Source organism: Pseudonocardia sp. D17 (assembly GCF_036984265.1).
GTDB classification, from domain to species: Bacteria; Actinomycetota; Actinomycetes; order Mycobacteriales; family Pseudonocardiaceae; genus Pseudonocardia; species Pseudonocardia benzenivorans.
The window spans coordinates 44,180-61,786 of sequence record NZ_BPRG01000044.1; the positions used below are offsets into that span (position 1 = coordinate 44,180).

Below are 17,607 nucleotides of genomic sequence, written 5' to 3' on the forward strand. Positions count from 1 at the left end.
CGACACAGAGGACCCACCTGAAGGCGTGGAGCTATGGGCGGATCACCCATACTCCCGGCTCCGCGCCCGCCCGTACGGTGACCCGGTCGTCAGGTCGGAAATCACGAGCTGAGCGGAGGCAGGATGGACAGCAGCGCAACCGATCCGGATTCGGCGAACAGCCGCCGGCCGTTGTCGGGAGTCGTGGTGCTCGACATCACGCGCGTCGTCGCGGGTCCGTTCTGCTCGATGATCCTGGCCGATCTCGGCGCCACCGTCATCAAGATCGAGAACCCCAAGGAGCCCGACTACGCGCGGGACTTCCCGCCGTTCGTCGGCAACGCCGACGACGAGGACTCCCGGTTCAGCGCCTACTTCGCGCAGTACAACCGGCACAAGCTCGGACTGACCCTCGACCTGTCCTCGGAGGAGGGCAAGGAGGTGCTGCGCGAGCTCGTCGCCCGCTCCGACGTCCTCGTCGAGAACTTCCGCGCGGGCGTGATGGACAAGCTCGGTGTCGGCGAGGCGAACCTGCGTGCGGTCAACCCGCGGCTGGTCTACACCGCCATCTCCGGCTACGGGCAGACCGGTCCCTACCGGCGCCGGCCCGCCTACGACAACAGCGCGCAGGCGACCGGCGGGCTGTGGGCGCAGAACGGCTACCCGGACCGCCCGCCGGTGCGGGTCGGCACGATCATCGGCGACATGGCCGCGACGATGTACGCCGTGATCGGCACCCTCGCCGCGCTGCGACACGCCGAGCACACCGGTGAGGGCCAGCTCGTCGACGTCTCCCAGCAGGACTCGGTCATGACGCTGACGGAGAGCTCGGTGGTGTCCTACACCGTCGAGAAGAAGATCGCCTCGCCGCTGGGCAACGCGCACCCCTTCGTCCGGCCCTACGAGCTCTACCCGTGTGCCGACGGGTACGTCTTCTTCGGCGGCTACACCGACAAGTTCTGGCGGCTGACCTGCGCGATGTTCGGGCAGCCCGAGCTCGCGGACGACCCCGAGATCGACACCATGGCCAAGCGGTTCGACGCGACGGTCTACGAGGAGCGCGTGCACCCGCTGCTGCGGGGCTGGTTCGCCGGGCGGACGAAGGCCGAGCTCGAGGAGATGGCCGCCGACCACGTCCCGCTGTCGGCGATCAAGACCGTCGACGAGATCGTCGCCGACCCGCACACCGCGGCCCGCGACATGATCGTCGACGTGGAGTACCCGGGGCTCGGCGAGCTGCGGATGCTCGGCACGCCGATCAAGCTGGGCCTCACGCCGGCCGACGCGCGCGGGGTCGCGCCACGGGTGGGCGAGCACACCGAGATGCTGCTGCGCTCGTTCGGCGGGATGTCCGACGAGCGGATCGCGCAGCTGAAGGCCGCGGGCGTCGTCTAGCTGCGGTCACCCCGGGCGGGCTCGGCGGCGAGCCAGCGGGTCTCGTCGCCGAAGCCGTTGCGCGCGTTCCAGTCCGGGGCCAGCACGGCGCAGCCGGTGACGCCGCTGGGCGGACGGGACGCAGCCAGGTGCACGGTTGCCGGCACGACGTGCTCGGGACGCAGCATCGGTTCGTTGACGAACCCCGTCGCCGCGCGGGCGGTGGCCATCTCGTCGGACCCGGTCGTGCGCGTCGGGCCCGGGAAGACGACGTTGACCGCGATCCGGTCGGGCGCGAGGTCCGCGGCGAGGGTGAACGCCATGCTGTCGACGGCCGCCTTCGACGCCTCGTAGGGCTGGTTGCGCGGCACCTCCGAGGCCGCCCGCCAGCTGCCGTCGGGCTGCCGCGTCGTCGCCGCGCCGCCCGCCGAGACCATGACGACCGCTCCCCCGCGACCGCCCGCGCGGATCGCCGCGACCGCACGGCGGGTCACCGTCAGGGTGCCCATGACGTTCACCCGCCACATGGCCTCCCAGTCGGCGTCGGCGGCCTCCAGCACACCGGCCAGCCCGGCGGGTGGGAACAGGTCGCGCTGGCGCAGCGCGACGTTGTTGACGCACACGTCCAGCCGGCCGTACCGGTCCAGCGCGGCACCGACGGCGGCGTCGACGGTCACGGCGTCGGTGATGTCGATCCCGGTGACCAGCGCGTTCCCCGCCGACTCCAGCTCGGCCGCCGCCCCCGGCGCCCCGGCCCAGTCCCGGTCGGCCGCGACGACGGCGTCGCCCGCCGCGAGGAAGCCGCGCGCGAGCGCGAGGCCGATCCCGCGCGCGGCGCCGGTGACGAGGACGACCTGCGATCGTTGCTCCATCCCCCGATGCTCGCCGCCGGGCGCGGCGCGCGCCTGCGTCCGCACGCGGTGATGGGAGCGCTCCCGTGCACCGCGGCGGTACCGCACGACCCGTGGACGGCGCGCGGTGCAGGATCGGGGCATGACCTCCTCACCCGCACCCGCGCGCCGCCCCGAGCTCGTGCTCTTCGACGTCTTCGAGACGTGCCTGCAGCTCGAGGGACTGGCGGAACGGTTCGCCGCGATCGGCCGTCCGGCCTCGGACGTCGACCTCTTCTTCGCGCGGCTGATCCACCAGGGCATGGCGATGACCCTCGCCGGCGGGGCGCCCCCGTTCCGCGCGGTCGCCGCGGACATGTTGCGCCGCACCTCCGGGGTCGATCTCACCGACGCGCAGGTCGGGCACGTCCTCGACGGCTTCGCGACGCTGCCCGCCCAGCCCGACCTGCTGCCCGCGCTGCGGCTGCTCGCCGACGCCGGCGTCCCCGCCCACGCGTTCACCCACGGCTCGGCCGCGGCGGCCGAGAGCGCGCTGACCGCGGCCGGGGCCCGCGACCTGCTCGCCGGGGTGCACTCCTGCGAGGTGCTGGGCTCGTTCAAGCCGCCCGCCCGGGTGTACGAGTGGGCGTGCGCGCAGGTCGGCTCGGACCCCGCGGCGACGGCGCTGGTCGCGGTGCACTCGTGGGACGTGCACGGCGCGATGTCAGCGGGCCTGCTCGGCGGGCTGGCGCTGCGCCTGGAGGGCCGGGTACCCGACACCGTGCTGCCCCCGCACGTCACGGCACAGCAGCTCGACGGCGTCGTCGCGGGCCTGCTGGACCTGCCCGCGTGAGCCGCGGACCGGGCCCGCGTCCCTAGACCCGGGGCGTGAGCGGGATCGACGAGGACGTCCGCGCGGCCGAGCTGGTCGCCGCGGAGGACAAGGCCGAGCAGCTGTTCGACGAGGTCGCCCGCCGCGGCCTGATCGAGCCCGGCGTGGCGGAGTCCGCCGTGAGCGACCGGGTGCGCGACCTCGCCGCCGACCTGTTCGGCGTCGGCAGGCACTGGCACAAGCGCGTCGTGCGCTCGGGCCCGAACACGTTGGCGCCCTACCGGGCGAACCCGCCGGACCGCACCCTCACCGACGACGACATCGTCTTCCTCGACCTCGGGCCGATCTTCGCCGAGTGGGAGGCCGACTTCGGCCGCACCTACGTCCTCGGCGACGACCCCGTGAAGCACCGCCTGCGCGACGACCTCCCGCGGATCTTCGACGCCGCGGCCGCGTGGTTCGACGACCGTCCCGACGTCACCGGGGCCGAGCTGTACGCGCACGTCTGCCAACTGGCCACCGAGGCCGGCTGGGAGTTCGGCGGCGCGCACAGCGGGCACCTCGTCGGCGAGTTCCCGCACGAGCTCGTCGACGGTGCGCGGATCGAGAGCTACATCGCTCCGGGCAACCCGAACCCCATGCGGCGCACCGACAGGTCCGGCCGGCGGTGCCACTGGATCCTCGAGGTGCACCTCGTCGACCGGGAGCGCCGCATCGGCGGCTTCCACGAGCAGCTGCTGACGTTGCGCCGCACCGCGCGGGGCCACTGACCGCGGGGCGCCGGCGAACCGGTGCCGGCCGGGGCGATGAGTTGCGGGGGCGGGGGGCGTCAGAGCCGGTGACACCGTCGCCCGCTCCGAAGGACCCCCGCCATGCACACCACCCCGGACGCCCCGACAGCGCCGCGCCGCGCCGGCCGGCGCGAGTGGATCGGCCTGGCGGTGCTGTCGCTGGCCTGCCTGCTCTACGTCATGGACCTCACCGTGCTGCACCTCGCGGTGCCCCGGCTGAGCGAGGACCTGCGCCCCAGCAGCACCCAGCTGCTGTGGATCATCGACGTCTACGGCTTCATGGTGGCCGGTGCGCTCGTCACGATGGGCACCCTCGGCGACCGGATCGGCCGGCGCCGGCTGCTGCTCGTCGGCGCCGCCGCGTTCGGCGCCGTCTCGGTCCTCGCCGCGTTCTCGACGACACCGGAGATGCTGATCGTCAGCCGCGCGCTGCTGGGCCTCACGGGCGCGACGGTGGCGCCGTCGACGCTGTCGCTGATCTTCGCGATGTTCCCCGACCCGCGGCAGCGCTCGCGGGCCGTCGGCATCTGGATCGGCGCGTTCTCCGCGGGCAGCGCCGTCGGCCCGGTACTGGGCGGCCTCGTGCTGGAGCGGTTCTGGTGGGGCGCGGTGTTCCTGCTGGCCCTTCCGGTGATGGGCGCGCTGCTCGTGCTCGGCCCGAAGGTGCTGCCCGAGTACCGCGACCCGGGCGCCGGCCGGCTGGACCTGCTCAGTGTCGGCATGTCGGTCACCGCGCTGCTCGCGGTCGTCTACGGGGTCAAGCAGCTCGTCCAGGACGGCGCGACGGTGACCTCGGCGGCGGCGGTCGTCGGCGGCGTGGTCGTCGGGGTGCTGTGGACGCGGCGGCAGCGCCGCCTCGCCGACCCGATGATCGACGTGCGGTTGTTCGGCATCCGCACGTTCCGCAGCGCCCTCGTCGTCAACTTCACGGCGATCTTCGTGATGGTCGGCTACTTCCTGTTCGTCGGGCAGTACCTACAGCTCGTCGTCGGGCTGTCGCCGCTGGTGGCGGGACTGTGGTCGCTGCCGTCGGCGGTCGCGTTCGTGATCGCATCGCAGGCGGGGCCGCGCGTCGTCGCCCGGTTCCGGCCCGCGACGGTCGTCGCGGTCGGCCTGGCGGGTGCCGCCGTGGGCCTGGGCCTGCTCACCCTCGTCGCCGTCGACCACGGCCTGACGGTGCTCGTCGTGGCCTCGGTGGTCGTGGCGGTCGGCATGGGTCCGGTCTTCGGCCTGACGACGGAGCTGGTCGTCGGGTCGGCGCCCGCGGAGAAGGCCGGTGCGGCGTCGGGGGTCTCGGAGACGGCGGCAGAGCTCGGCGGCGCGCTGGGCATCGCGGCCCTCGGAAGTGTCGGTGCCGCCCTCTACCGTGCGGGCGTGGCGTCGGGGCTGCCGGTGGGGCTGCCCGCCGACGCCGCCGCCGCGGCCCGCGACACCCTCGGCGGCGCCGTCGCCGTGGCAGGCGGGCTGCCGGGACCGACGGCCGAGGCGCTGCTCGCGACGGCGCGTGCCTCGTTCGTGGCCGGACTGCAGCTGACCTCGGGCGTCGCCGCCGTCGTCGCCGCGCTGATCGCCGTCGTCGCCGCAGTCGCCCTGCGTGACCGGCCGGCCACGTCCGGCTCACCCGAGCCCGATCCTGTACCCGCTCGCGACGGCTGCATCGTCGAAGCGTGATCGAGGCCACCGAAAACCGGTTGGCCGCGCATCACCCGATCCCGCTACGGTCCATCCGGAGAGAGTCCTTCCGCTTAAGAGGAGACCATGTCGACCACCCCTGACTCCGGGCAGAGCGCACTGCCCGAGGACCCGACTCCCGCGGCTCCCGCGGCCGCCCCGGAGGCGGGTTCGGACAAGCTCGACCGCGGGGTGCTCGCCATCGCCGCCGTCGTCGTGATCGGCGCGATCATGTCGATCCTCGACGTCACCGTGGTCAGCGTCGCCATCCCGACGCTGCAGCGCGACTTCGGCGTCGAGCTGACCACGATCCAGTGGATCGCCACCGGCTACACCCTGGCGCTGGCCACCGTCATCCCGCTCACGGCCTGGGCCGGCGACCGGTTCGGCACCAAGCGGATCTACATGATCTCGATCGCGCTGTTCGTCACGGGCTCCGTGCTCGCCGGCCTCGCGTGGGACATCACGTCGCTGCTGGTCTTCCGCGTCCTGCAGGGTCTGGGCGGCGGCATGCTCATGCCCGTCGGCATGACGATCCTGACCCGCGCCGCCGGCCCGCACCGCGTCGGCCGCGTGATGTCGATCATCGGCGTGCCGATGCTGCTCGGCCCGATCTGCGGCCCGATCCTCGGCGGCTGGCTCGTCGACAGCTTCTCGTGGCGCTGGATCTTCTTCATCAACCTGCCGATCGGTGTCATCGGGCTGCTGCTGGCCGCGCGGATCCTGCCGCGCGACGGCAAGGGCATCGCCGGCAAGCTCGACCTCCTGGGGCTGGCGCTGCTCTCCCCCGGCCTCGCGCTGCTGATCTACGGCTTCGCGGAGTACGGCTCGCAGCACGGCTTCGGCCACGCGCAGGTCATCGCTCCGATGGCCGTCGGCGCGGTCCTGCTCGTCGGCTTCGTGTGGCACGCCCTGCGCACCCCGCAGCCGCTGATCGACCTGCGGCTGTTCGCCAACAAGGTGTTCTCGGCCTCGATCGTCACGATGATTCTGATGATCATCGCAGTGTTCGGCGGCATGCTGCTGCTGCCCATCTACCTGCAGACGGTCCGCCTCGAGACCGCGCTCGACACCGGCCTGCTGCTCGCGCCGCAGGGCATCGGCGCCATGCTCGCGATGCCGATCGCCGGCCAGCTGGCCGACCGCACCGGTGTCGGCCGCATCGTCCCGGTCGGCCTGGCGATCATCGGCGGCTCGTTCTGGTGGCTGACGGGGCTGCAGGCCGACACGTCGTACTGGCACCTGGGCATCGCCCTGTTCGTGATGGGTGTCGGCATGGGCTTCACGATGATGCCGACGTTCACCGGCGCCCTGCAGACGCTGCGCCGCCGCTCGATCGCCAACGCGAGCACGACGCTGAACATCACCCAGCAGGTCGGCGCCTCGATCGGCACCGCGCTGATGACGGTCATCCTGTACGTCATCGCGACGAACAAGCTCACCGAGGCCTTCGGCCCGGCCGCCGGCGCGGGCTCCTCGCCCGCCGGGCTCGCCGCGCTGCCGCCCGAGGTGCAGGCCCAGATCCTCGGGATCCAGGCCACGGCGTTCGGCCAGACGTTCTGGTGGGCGCTCGCGTTCGTCGCCGTCGCGTTCGTCGTCGCCCTCGTGCTGCTGCCCAAGCGCAAGCCGGAACCGCTCGAGGAGGACGACGCGACCGACACCGGCGCGCCGGTCATGATGCACTGACCTCGTGACGCTGATCCGGAACGGCAGTCGATGACGACCACCGAACATTCCGAGAAGCCGCTGCGCGCGGACGCCGAGCGCAACCGGCAACGGGTCCTGGCCGCGGCGCGCGAGGTCTTCGCGCGCCGCGGCCTGGAGGCCGGTCTCGACGAGATCGCCCGCCACGCGGGCGTCGGCACCGGCACCGTCTACCGACGGTTCCCCGACAAGACGGCGCTGGTCACGGCCCTGTTCGAGGAACGTCTCGACCAGGTCGTGGCCACCATCAAGGAGGCCGTCGCGCACCCCGACCCGTGGGAGGGGCTGTGCGCAGCGCTCGAGTCGCTGACCGCCATGCAGATCGAGGACCGCGGCCTCAAGGACGTGATCTTCGGGGCGGTCGGCGACCACGAGAGCTTCCGCGAGCGGCGCGCCGAGCTGCTGCCGCTCGTGCAGCAGGGTGTGTGCCGTGCGGTCGAGGCAGGTGTCCTGCGCCCCGACTTCGCGCTCACCGACTTCGCCCCGCTGCAGGTGATGCTCACCCAGGTCGCGACGTTCACCGAGGCTGCCGACCCGCAGCTGTGGCGGCGCTACCTGCGGATCGTGCTCGACGGTCTCTGCACCCGCCGCGACGGCCCGAGCCCCCTGGTCCCCGAGGCCCTCGACCTGGAGCAGCTCGAGGAGGCGTGCGGCCGCCGCCTGCCGCCCTGCTGAGCAGCGGCTCCCCCGGTGCACTGGACGAGCGTCGCACCGTCCTCGCCCTGGCGTCCGCGATCCCCCACCGCCCCGCGGCCTGACAACCAATCCGCGCGCAACCTCACTGCTGTTCCGGCACCCGGGAACGACCGTGAGGTTGCGCGCGGTTGTCGGTGGGCTGCCTCGGGGTGCGTCGAGGTGAGTCAGGCGCCGACCGAGGCGAGGTAGCGCTCGGGAGCGTCGCGGAAGGCCTCGCGGCAGCCGGAGCCGCAGAAGTACCAGTCGACGCCCTTGTGCGCCAAGGACAGGCTCGCCGGGCTGACCGCGACCGTCATCCCGCACACCGGATCGAGAGCTTCGGCCGGCGCGACGCGCGCGGTCGCGGCAGTCTCATCGGACGACGAGGCGCGCGGGCGGCGGGCCACGATCTCGGCGTAGATCGACAGTGCGATCTCGTGCGGGGTCCGCGCCCCGATGTCGAGTCCGGCGGGGGCGTGGATGCGGGCGCGCTCGTCGTCGGTGGCATCGAGCTCCGTGAGCACGGCGGCCGACCGCTTCGGGCTCGCGACCAGCGCGACGTAGGGCACCTGCGCGTCGAGCGCCGTCCGCAGGACGGGCACCTCGTCCCGGCCGTGCGCGGCGACGACGACCGCGGTGGTGTCGGGAGCGACGGCGCGGAGTGCGTCGATGTCGTTCTGCACGTCGAGGTCGAGCGCCGTCCCGACCTGGGCGATGGCCCGCGCGATCGGCGAGTCCCCGAACACCCGCACCAGCACCGGCGGGATGACGGCCTCGAGGAAGATCTCCAACGTCCCGCCCGACAGGCACGGGTTCTCGACGACCCGCACCCCCTCGGGCGCAACGGCTTCCGACGCCGACGGCGTGACCCGCAGCAGCTCCGACTCCCCCGACGCCAGTAGCCGCAGGCCTTCCAGCCGCACCGTCGACTCCGCGCACACCCCGCCGACGAACCCGTCGATCGAGCCGTCGGGCAGCACGAGCGCGCTGTCGCCCGGCTTGGCACTGGTGGGACGTTCGGCGCGGACGACCGTCGCCAGGACGTAGGGAACGCGGTCGCGGTGGAGCCGGTCGGCGTGCGCGCGGATCTCCGTGGTGGTCATGATCGCCTCACCTGATCGCGATGTCGGGCCGGATCGGGCGGCCCTGCAGGGCGCGCCAGACGTGGGCGGGGGTCAGAGGCATGTCCGCGTGGCGGACGCCGATGGCGTCGAGGACGGCGTTGACAACGGCGGGCGGTGACCCGACGGTCGCCGACTCGCCGACGCCCTTGGCGCCCAGGGGGTGATGCGGCGACGGGGTGACCGTCGCGGCCAGCTCCCACGGCGGGCACTCCATGGCCGTGGGCAGCAGGTAGTCCATGAACGACGCGGAGAGGTGGTTGCCGCCGTCGTCGAACGCGACGAGCTCCATGAGCGCCATGCCGATACCGTCGGCGAGGCCGCCGTGGATCTGTCCCTCGACGATCATCGGGTTGATCCGGACGCCGCAGTCGTCGACGGCGACGAACCGCCGCACGTCGACCTCTCCGGTGCCGGGGTCGACGTCGACGACGCAGACGTAGGCGCCGAAGGGGAACGTGAGGTTGGGCGGGTTGTAGACGGTGGAGGCCGCGAGCTGGCCCTCGATGCCGTCGGGCAGGTCGAGCCCGCCGTGGGCGGCCATGGCGATCTCGCGCAGGCTCACCGACACCCCTGGCACGCCGTTGACGGAGAAGCTCCCGCCCTCGGCTCCGCCGGTGCCGACGTCCCAGCTCAGGTCGTCGGCCGCCACCTCCAGCAGGACCGACGCGACCTGCCGGGCCTGTTCGCGGACCTTGCCCGCCGCGACCGACGCCGCAGCCCCGGAGACGGGCGTCGACCGGGAGCCGTAGGTGCCCAGGCCGAAGGGGGTGTTGTCGGTGTCGCCCTGGATCACCTCGACGGCGTCGACGGGCAGGCCGAGCTCGTGGGAGACGATCTGGGCGAACGTCGTCTCGTGGCCCTGGCCCTGGCTCATGCACGACAGCCGGAGCACGGCACTGCCGGTGGGGTGCACGCGCAGCTCGGCGCCGTCGGCCATGCCGAGGCCCATGATGTCCATGAGCCGCCGCGGTCCGGCCCCGACGGCCTCGGTGAACACGCTCATCCCGATGCCGGTGAGCGGGCCGCGGCCGGTGCGCTCGAACTCGGTGCGCCGCTCTTTCTGTTCCGCGCGGACCGCGGAGTAGTCGACCATGTCCAGCGCCGTACGCAGTGCCCGCGGGTAGTCGCCGGAGTCGTACTCCCAGCCGGTCGCGCTGCGGAACGGGAACCGGTCGGGGGTGAGCAGGTTGGCCATCCGCAGCTCGGCGGGGTCGCGGCCGGTGTCGCGGGCGAGGACGTCGACAAGGCGTTCGACCAGGTAGACGGCCTCGGTGACGCGGAACGAGCAGGCGTAGGCCACTCCCCCGGGCGCCTTGTTGGTGTAGACGCCGGTGACCCGGCAGTGCGCGGCGGCGATGTCGTAGGAGCCGGTGAAGACGCCGAAGAACCCGGCCGGGAACTTCGACGGCTGGGCCGTCGCGTTGAAGGCGCCGTGGTCGGCGAGCACGGACACGCGGAGGGCGAGAATGTGGCCGTCGGCGTCGGCGGCGATCTCGCCGTGCATGTGGAAGTCACGCGCGAACGACGTGCTCATCAGGTTCTCGGAGCGGTCCTCGACCCACTTCACCGGCGCCCCGGTCATGATCGAGCCGACGACGGCGCACAGGTAGCCGGGGTACATGCCGACCTTGTTGCCGAAACCGCCGCCGATGTCCGGGGCGATGATCCGGATGTGGTGCTCGGGGATCCCGGCGATCCGGGCGTAGAGCATCCGGTGGGCGTGCGGGGCCTGCGCGGTGGCGTGGACGGTGAGCTTGCCGGAGATGCGGTCGAAGTCGGCCACGGTCCCGCACGTCTCCAGCGGCGCCGGATGCACGCGGGGGTAGACGAGGTCGCACTCCGAGACGTGCGCGGCCCGGGCGAACAGCGCCGCGGTGGCATCCGGGTCGCCGGTCTCCCAGTCGAAGACGTGATTGTCGGTCCGGTCCGCGAGGTCGTCCCGGATCACGGGGGCGTCGAGGGCGAGGGCGAGGCGCGCGTCCACCACCGGTGGCAGCGGCTCGTAGTCGACGTCGATCAGCGCGAGGGCGTCGCGGGCGGCGTAGCGGTCCTCGGCGACGACGAACGCCACCTCCTGGCCCTGGTAGCGGACCTTGTCGGTGGCCAGGACGGCGGCGACGTCGTGGGAGAACGTCGGCATCCACGCCATGCCCCGCGCAGCGAGGGTCTCGCCGGTGATCACGGCGCGGACCTTCGGGTGCGACTCGGCCGCGGTGACGTCGACCGACCGGATCCGCGCGTGCGCGTAGGGGCTCCGCAGGACCGCGCCGTGCAGCATGCCGGGCAGTGCGATGTCGTCGACGAACCGTCCGCGGCCGCGGACGAAGCGTCCGTCCTCCTTGCGCGGGACCGGGCCGAAGCCTGGCCCCGCGCACGCGTCGAGGGTGCCGGTCACGTGTCCCCCCGGCCGGCGGCTTCGGCGTCGGCGGCGTGCCGGATGGCCGCGACGATGTTGCGGTAGCCCGTGCACCGGCAGATCTGGCCGGAGATGGCCTCGCGGATCTCGGTGTCGGTGGGGTCGGGGTTGTCGTCGAGCAGCTTGCGCGCGGTCATGAGCATCCCGGGGGTGCAGAAGCCGCACTGCAGGCCGTGGCAGTCCATGAACGACTGCTGCACCTGGTCGAGCCCGAACGGCCCTTCGAGGTCCTCGACGGTGCGGACGCTGCGGCCGTCGGCCATCACCGCCAGCACGGTGCACGACTTCACCGGAAGCCCGTCCATCCAGACGGTGCAGGCCCCGCAGTTGGACGTGTCGCAGCCCCAGTGCGTCCCGGTGAGGCGCAGCTCGTCACGCAGCAGGTGCACGAGCAGCAGCCGCGGCTCGACGTCACGCACGTGCTCCACCCCGTTCACGGTCACCCCCACCCTCACCCGGCGGACCTGCCGCGACGGGCGCGGGCCACAGCGTCGCGCAGTGCGCGGACGGTGAGCTCGCCCGCGAGGTGGCGCTTGTAGTCGACGGGCCCGCGCTGGTCGGCCGTCGGCCGGCAGTGCTCTGCCGCGACGGCCCCCGCCGCGGCGAAGGCGTCCTCGTCGGCGACCCGGCCGCGTAGCAGGTCCTCGGCCTCGACGGCGGTGAAGTCGGCGTCGCCGACGGCCGTGAGTCCGATGCCGACCTCGTCGACGACACCGCCGGGCCCCAGCGAGACGACGGCCCCGGCCGCAGCGACAGCCCAGTCCCCCGCGCGCCGGTCGACCTTGACGTAGGCGCTGCCGGCGCCCGTCCGCAGCGGCACCCGCAGCTCGACGAGGATCTCCGCGGGCCGCACCGCGGTCTCGTAGGGACCGTGGAAGAACTCCCGCATCGGGACGGTCCGATCGCCGTCGGCCCCCCGGATCACCGCGACGGCGCGCAACGCCGTGAACACCCCGGACAGGTCCTCCGACGGGTCGGCCTGGCACACCGAGCCGCCGATCGTGCCGCGGTTGCGCACAACGGGATCGGCGATGACCCGCTCGGCGTCGTGCAGGATCGGAAAGTGCTCGCCCGCGACGGAGCTGGCGAGCAGCTCGGCGTGGCGGGTCAGCGCACCGATCCGCAGATGCCCGGCGTCCACCGAGCCGTCGACGGTGATCCCCGCCAGCTCGTGCAGGTCGTTGACGTCGACGAGCAGCTCCGGCTGGGCGAGCCGCAGCTTCATCATCGGGATCAGGCTGTGCCCGCCCGCCACGATCCGGGCCTCGGGCCCGAACCGTTCGAGCAACGTGACGACGTGCTCGACGCTCGTCGCACGCTGGTACTCGAAGAACGCCGGTACCTGCACCACCGACCTCCTCTCCCGACCGTCGTGGTCCGCCCCATCGTGGCCGCCCCGCGCCGATACGTCCAAACCCCACTTAAGGCTTCGCTTAGGGCAGGGGTGCACCTCCATTGCGACAGGTGGAGCATTCCGGCACCACGCGGCCGTGATGTCCCACACGTGCCCGCGACCAAGAGGAATGTGAGTCGATGATGACCAACGATCCTCCGCCGAGCAGTCCCGGCGGGAGAACCGGGCGGATGTTCGAGCTCTTCGAGCACGCGCCGAAGGACAGCGGCAGCCCGACGATCTGGGCGTTCCCCGGCATGGTCGGCTGGCTGCGCACGGCGGGCAAGCCCGTCGCCGGGCCGTGGCCGCCCCACCAGGAACCTCGTCCCGACCCCGACGACGAGCCGCTCCCCGTCGCGATCGTCGAGCCGCCGCGGCCGCCGGAGTCGGCCCCGCGGCACCTGCTGGAGGATTCCTGATGTATCCGTCACGGTTCCGTTACGAAGCGCCCCGCACCCTCGACGAGGCGCTCGCGCTGCTCGCCGAGCACGGTGACGAGGCCAAGATCCTGGCCGGCGGCCAGAGCCTCGTCCCGATGATGAAACTGCGCTTCGCCGCGCCGGGCGTCCTCGTCGACATCAACGGCGTGCAGGGCCTGGCCTACCACCAGGAGGTCCCGGGCGGCGGGCTGCGGGTGGGCGCGCTGTGTCGCCACGTCGACCTGGAGCACTCGGCGATCCTGCCGGGCGCGCAGCCGACGATGGCCGCCGCGGCACCGCTCGTCGCCGACCCGATCGTCCGCACCCGCGGGACGCTCGTCGGGTCGCTGTGCCACGCCGATCCCCAGGGCGACTGGGCGTCGGTGATGCTCGCGCTCGACGGCGCGGTCGTCGCGGCGAGTCCGCGGGGACTGCGCACCATCCCGGTCGGCGAGTTCGTCGTCGGCACGTTCCAGAACGCCCTGGAGCAGGACGAGATCGCTGTCGAGGCGGTCGTGCCCGCGGCTCAGGGCACGCGGTCGGGCTCGTACCTGAAGCTGGAGCGCCGCGTCGGGGACTTCGCCACAGCGGGCGTCGCCGTCGCGCTCGAGTCCGACGGGGGACGGGTCGTGCGCGCGGGCATCGCGCTCACCGGCGTCGGCCCCGCGACGATCGCCGCGGTCGACGCCCAGCAGGCGCTCCTGGGGTCGTCGCTGGAGCCCGACGTCGTCGAGCGAGCCGCCGAGCTCGCGGCCGCCGTCGCCCGGCCCCGCACCGACCACCGCGGCACCGCCGACTACAAGCGCCACGTCGTGGCGACGTTCGTGCGCCGCATCCTGACCGCCGAACGCGCGCCCGCGGGCGCAGCGGCCTGAGGAGGAGTCCCGTGACCGCCACCGAACCGGTCGACACCGCATCCGACACCGGGGCGCCCACCCGGCGCATCACCGTGACCGTCAACGGCGAACGCCGCGTCGCGGAGGTCGAGCCGCGGCTGCTGCTCGCGCACCTGCTGCGCCAGGGCCTCGCCCTCACCGGCACCCACGTCGGGTGCGACACCACCAACTGCGGCGCGTGCACCGTCCTCTACGACGGTGCGCCCGTGAAGTCCTGCACGATGCTCGCCGTCCAGGCCGACGGCCACGAGGTCACGACCGTCGAGGGTCTGGGCACGCCGAGCGAGCTCGACCCGGTGCAGGAGGGCTTCGTCGCCGAACACGGGCTGCAGTGCGGGTTCTGCACCCCCGGCATGATGCTGGCCGCCCGCGCCCTGCTGAATCGCAACCCCGACCCGTCCGAGGACGAGATCCGCTGGGGTCTGTCCGGCAACCTGTGCCGCTGCACCGGCTACCAGAACATCGTGAAGGCCGTCCGGTGGGCGGCCGAGAAGGAGGCCCAGTGACGGCGACAGCTGAGCCGGCGACCGGCTCCCAGGCGCTCGACGAGGTCAAGATCGGAGGGCTCGGGTCGAGCCGGCCCCGTGTCGAGGACGCCCGGTTCATCCGTGGCCGCGGCAACTACGTCGAGGACGTGACGTTGCCGGGCATGCTGCACATGGAGATCCTGCGCAGCCCCCTCGCGCACGCCCGGATCAAGTCGATCGACACCAGTGCCGCGTGGGCGATCCCGGGTGTCAAGCTGGTGCTGACCGGCGAGATGGCCGCGCAGCGCAACCTGGCCTGGATGCCGACGCTGTCCTACGACACCCAGGCCGTCCTCGCCACCGACAAGGTGCGCTTCCAGGGCCAGGAGGTCGCGTGCGTCGTCGCCGAGGACCCCTACATCGCCAAGGACGCGTGCGACGCCATCGTCGTCGAGTACGAGGCCCTGCCCCCGATCGTCAACCCGGAGCAGGCCGTCGCGCCGGGCGCACCGCTGATCCGCGACGACAAGGCGGGCCAGGCCGACAACGTCGCCTACCAGTGGGAGGTGGGTGACAAGGACGGGACCGACGCCGCGTTCGCGCAGGCCGACGTCGTCTCGAAACTCCGCCTGCACTACCCGCGCAGCCACCCCTCGCCGATCGAGAACTGCGGCGCGGTCGCGGACTTCAACAACGCCACCGGCAAACTCACCGTCTACCTGACCAGCCAGGCCCCGCACATCGTGCGGGCGGCCGTCGCGCTGATCGCCGAGCTGCCCGAGCACCTGATCCGGATCATCTCCCCCGACGTCGGTGGCGGGTTCGGCAACAAGGTGCCCGTCTACCCCGGCTACGTGTGCGCGATCCTCTGTTCGATCCTCACCGCGAAACCGGTCAAGTGGATCGAGGACAACACCGGCAACCTGTCATCGACCGGGTTCGGCCGCGACATGTACCTCGACTCGGAGATGGCACTCACGAACGACGGCAAGATCCTCGCCGTCCGCTACCACGCCACCACCGACCAGGGGGCCTTCTACGCCGACGCCCAGCCCACCAAGTTCAAGATCGGGCTCGTGCACTCGTCGTTCGCCTGCTACGACGTGCCCGTCGGGCACATCACGGCGCAGGGCATGTACACGAACAAGGCGCCGGGCGGCGTCGCCTACCGGTGCTCGTTCCGCGTCACCGAGGCGATGTTCTTCCAGGAACGGATGATGCAGGCCGCCGCCGACGACCTGGGCATGGACCAGGCGGAGTTCCGGCGCCGTAACCTCGTCCGCGACGACCAGTTCCCGTACCGGACGCCGTTCGGGTTCCTCACCGACTCCGGGCAGTACCTCAAGTGCCTGCAGGTCGGGCTCGACGCGATCGGCTACGACGACTTCCTCGTCGAGCAGGCCGAGGCCCGCAAGCAGGGCCGGCTGCTGGGCATCGGGATCTCGACGATGACCGAGCCGCTCGGAGCCGGCAACAGCCGCGAGTACGACATCCTCGGCATCAAGATGTTCGACTCCGCAGAGCTGCGGGTGCACCCGACGGGCAAGGCCGTGCTCAAGATCGGCGCGCAGACACAGGGCCAGGGCCACGAGACGACGTTCGCCCAGATCGTCACCCACGAGCTCGGCATCCCGGCGACCGACATCGTCGTCGAGCACGGCGACACCGACCACACGCCGTTCGGCATGGGCACCTACGCCTCCCGGTCGACCCCTGTCGCCGGCGCGGCCACCGCGATGGTGGCTCGCAAGATCCGGGCCAAGGCGCGCAAGCTCGCCGCGCACCTGCTGGAGGTGTCGGAGGAGGACGTCGAGTGGGAGCTCGGCCGGTTCTTCGTACGCGGCGCCGAGAGCCGCGGCGTCACGATCCAGGAGTGCGCGATGGCCGCGTACTCCAACATGCCCGACGGCATGGAGCCCGGCCTGGAGAACAACGCCTACTACGACCCACCCAACCTGACCTGGCCGTTCGCGTGCTACATCGCGACGGTCGAGGTCGATCCCGAGACCGGGGTGTGGGACGTGCTGCGGTTCGTCGGAGTCGACGACTGCGGCGTCCGGATCAACCCGATGATCGTCGAGGGCCAGATCATGGGCGGGCTCACCGAGGCCTACGCCATCTCGAACATGCAGTTCCAGACCTACGACGTCGACGGAAACCTGGTGGGCGCCAACTACATGGACTACCTGCTGCCGACAGCGTGGGAGACCCCGGGCTTCGAGCTGCACGAGGTCGTCACGCCGTCGCCGCACCACCCGATCGGCGCCAAGGGCGTCGGTGAGTGCGCGGCGGTCGGCGGGCCGGCGGCCTACGTCAACGCCGTCATGGACGCGTTGCGGCCCACGGGTGTGCGCAACATCGACATGCCGCTGCTGCCCGACCGAGTCTGGCACGCCGCCCACACGGGCCAGGACGTGTCCGGCGCCCCTCCCTTCCGGACGGAGTGAGCGATGCTCATCGAGAACGACTTCCGGCTCGCCGCACCGCTCGACGACGTCTGGGAGTTCCTGCAGGACGTCCCCGCGCTGGCTCCCTGCCTGCCCGGCGCGGAGCTCACCGGCGAGCAGCCCGACGGCTCGTTCACCGGCGGGGTGAAGGTCAGCATGGGTCCGGTGTCGCTGCGGTTCACCGGGGTCGCGCAGATCCGTTCGTCCGACCCGTCGACACACACGATGGTGCTGCACGCGGCCGGCTCCGAGGCCCGCGGCCGGGGCACCGCGGAGATGTCGGTGACCGCCTCGCTGGCGCCGGCCGGTGCGGGTGCGACGTCGATGCACGTGGTGCAGGACCTGCAGATCTCCGGCGCCGCCGCCCAGTACGGGCGCGGCATGATCTCCGACGTCACCAGCGTCCTGCTGGGCGCCTTCACCGACTGCATCGCCGCCAATGCCGAGGCCCGATCACGCGGCGGCACGGTCACCATCACCCGGGCCGCTCCCGCGAGCGGGTTCCGGATCGGCCTGTCCGCGGCGCTGATGGCGCTCAAACGGGTGGTCCGCCGCTTCTTCGGCCCGAGTACCCGACCCGCGTAGGAGG

Annotated in this window: 16 protein-coding genes; 11 read left to right on the forward strand and 5 right to left on the reverse strand. The window is 72.5% G+C overall.

All coding sequences use genetic code 11. The features are described from left to right. The first annotated feature begins 123 nt into the window (after positions 1–123). Entirely contained in the window at positions 124–1,374 is a 1,251-nt protein-coding gene (locus PSD17_RS08305; protein ID WP_013674792.1) for a CaiB/BaiF CoA transferase family protein, read from the forward strand. Here the strand turns inward: PSD17_RS08305 and PSD17_RS08310 are convergent. After that, the gene (locus PSD17_RS08310) at positions 1,371–2,225 is read right to left on the reverse strand and encodes an SDR family NAD(P)-dependent oxidoreductase (RefSeq protein ID WP_339122312.1); all 855 of its coding nucleotides are present in this window, start codon (positions 2,223–2,225) and stop codon (positions 1,371–1,373) included. The two genes, PSD17_RS08305 and PSD17_RS08310, sit on opposite strands and share 4 nt — an antisense overlap. Before the next feature lie 121 nt (positions 2,226–2,346). Here PSD17_RS08310 and PSD17_RS08315 point away from each other — a divergent pair, with 121 nt between their 5' ends. The 5 genes from PSD17_RS08315 to PSD17_RS08335 all read left to right on the forward strand — a co-directional run bounded on the left by PSD17_RS08315 (position 2,347) and on the right by PSD17_RS08335 (position 7,856). Continuing rightward, positions 2,347–3,036, forward strand: a complete 690-nt coding sequence (locus tag PSD17_RS08315) for an HAD family hydrolase (RefSeq protein WP_013674791.1) — start codon at positions 2,347–2,349, stop codon at positions 3,034–3,036. Positions 3,037–3,071: 35 nt separating this feature from the next. After that, positions 3,072–3,785 carry a M24 family metallopeptidase gene (locus PSD17_RS08320; protein ID WP_339122313.1) on the forward strand — a complete coding sequence of 238 codons (714 nt, stop codon included), beginning with the start codon at positions 3,072–3,074 and terminating at the stop codon, positions 3,783–3,785. Between the two features lie 102 nt (positions 3,786–3,887). After that, the gene (locus PSD17_RS08325; protein WP_339122314.1) at positions 3,888–5,477 is read left to right on the forward strand and encodes an MFS transporter; all 1,590 of its coding nucleotides are present in this window, start codon (positions 3,888–3,890) and stop codon (positions 5,475–5,477) included. Between the two features lie 87 nt (positions 5,478–5,564). After that, a complete protein-coding gene (locus tag PSD17_RS08330; protein ID WP_339122315.1) occupies positions 5,565–7,163 on the forward strand; it encodes a DHA2 family efflux MFS transporter permease subunit in 1,599 nt (532 codons plus the stop codon). A gap of 30 nt (positions 7,164–7,193) precedes the next feature. Beyond that, entirely contained in the window at positions 7,194–7,856 is a 663-nt protein-coding gene (locus PSD17_RS08335) for a TetR/AcrR family transcriptional regulator (protein WP_339122316.1), read from the forward strand. A gap of 185 nt (positions 7,857–8,041) precedes the next feature. Here PSD17_RS08335 and PSD17_RS08340 read toward each other — a convergent pair whose 3' ends face one another. Genes PSD17_RS08340 through PSD17_RS08355 form a run of 4 tightly spaced genes read right to left on the reverse strand, consistent with a single transcriptional unit; the run spans position 8,042 to position 12,744 of the window. Continuing rightward, entirely contained in the window at positions 8,042–8,959 is a 918-nt protein-coding gene (locus PSD17_RS08340; protein ID WP_339122317.1) for an XdhC family protein, read from the reverse strand. Positions 8,960–8,966: 7 nt separating this feature from the next. Further along, positions 8,967–11,375 carry an aerobic carbon-monoxide dehydrogenase large subunit gene (locus tag PSD17_RS08345; protein ID WP_339122318.1) on the reverse strand — a complete coding sequence of 803 codons (2,409 nt, stop codon included), beginning with the start codon at positions 11,373–11,375 and terminating at the stop codon, positions 8,967–8,969. Next, complete coding sequence (locus PSD17_RS08350) at positions 11,372–11,851, reverse strand: (2Fe-2S)-binding protein (RefSeq protein ID WP_041759621.1); 480 nt, start codon at positions 11,849–11,851, stop codon at positions 11,372–11,374. The genes PSD17_RS08345 and PSD17_RS08350 overlap by 4 nt, the downstream gene beginning before the upstream one ends. Beyond that, a complete protein-coding gene (locus tag PSD17_RS08355; RefSeq protein WP_013674783.1) occupies positions 11,848–12,744 on the reverse strand; it encodes an FAD binding domain-containing protein in 897 nt (298 codons plus the stop codon). Before PSD17_RS08355 ends, PSD17_RS08350 begins: the two co-directional genes overlap by 4 nt. Before the next feature lie 236 nt (positions 12,745–12,980). Between PSD17_RS08355 and PSD17_RS08360 the strand changes: the two genes are divergently transcribed. Genes PSD17_RS08360 through PSD17_RS08380 form a run of 5 tightly spaced genes read left to right on the forward strand, consistent with a single transcriptional unit; the run spans position 12,981 to position 17,603 of the window. Next, entirely contained in the window at positions 12,981–13,208 is a 228-nt protein-coding gene (locus PSD17_RS08360) for a hypothetical protein (RefSeq protein WP_041759619.1), read from the forward strand. After that, a complete protein-coding gene (locus PSD17_RS08365; RefSeq protein ID WP_013674781.1) occupies positions 13,208–14,083 on the forward strand; it encodes an FAD binding domain-containing protein in 876 nt (291 codons plus the stop codon). Before PSD17_RS08360 ends, PSD17_RS08365 begins: the two co-directional genes overlap by 1 nt. A gap of 11 nt (positions 14,084–14,094) precedes the next feature. Further along, a complete protein-coding gene (locus PSD17_RS08370; protein ID WP_339122319.1) occupies positions 14,095–14,610 on the forward strand; it encodes a (2Fe-2S)-binding protein in 516 nt (171 codons plus the stop codon). Next, complete coding sequence (locus tag PSD17_RS08375; RefSeq protein WP_013674779.1) at positions 14,607–17,018, forward strand: aerobic carbon-monoxide dehydrogenase large subunit; 2,412 nt, start codon at positions 14,607–14,609, stop codon at positions 17,016–17,018. Before PSD17_RS08370 ends, PSD17_RS08375 begins: the two co-directional genes overlap by 4 nt. Positions 17,019–17,021: 3 nt before the next feature. Beyond that, positions 17,022–17,603 (forward strand): SRPBCC family protein, encoded by a 582-nt coding sequence (locus tag PSD17_RS08380; protein ID WP_013674778.1) that lies wholly within the window; start codon positions 17,022–17,024, stop codon positions 17,601–17,603. Positions 17,604–17,607 lie beyond the last annotated feature (4 nt).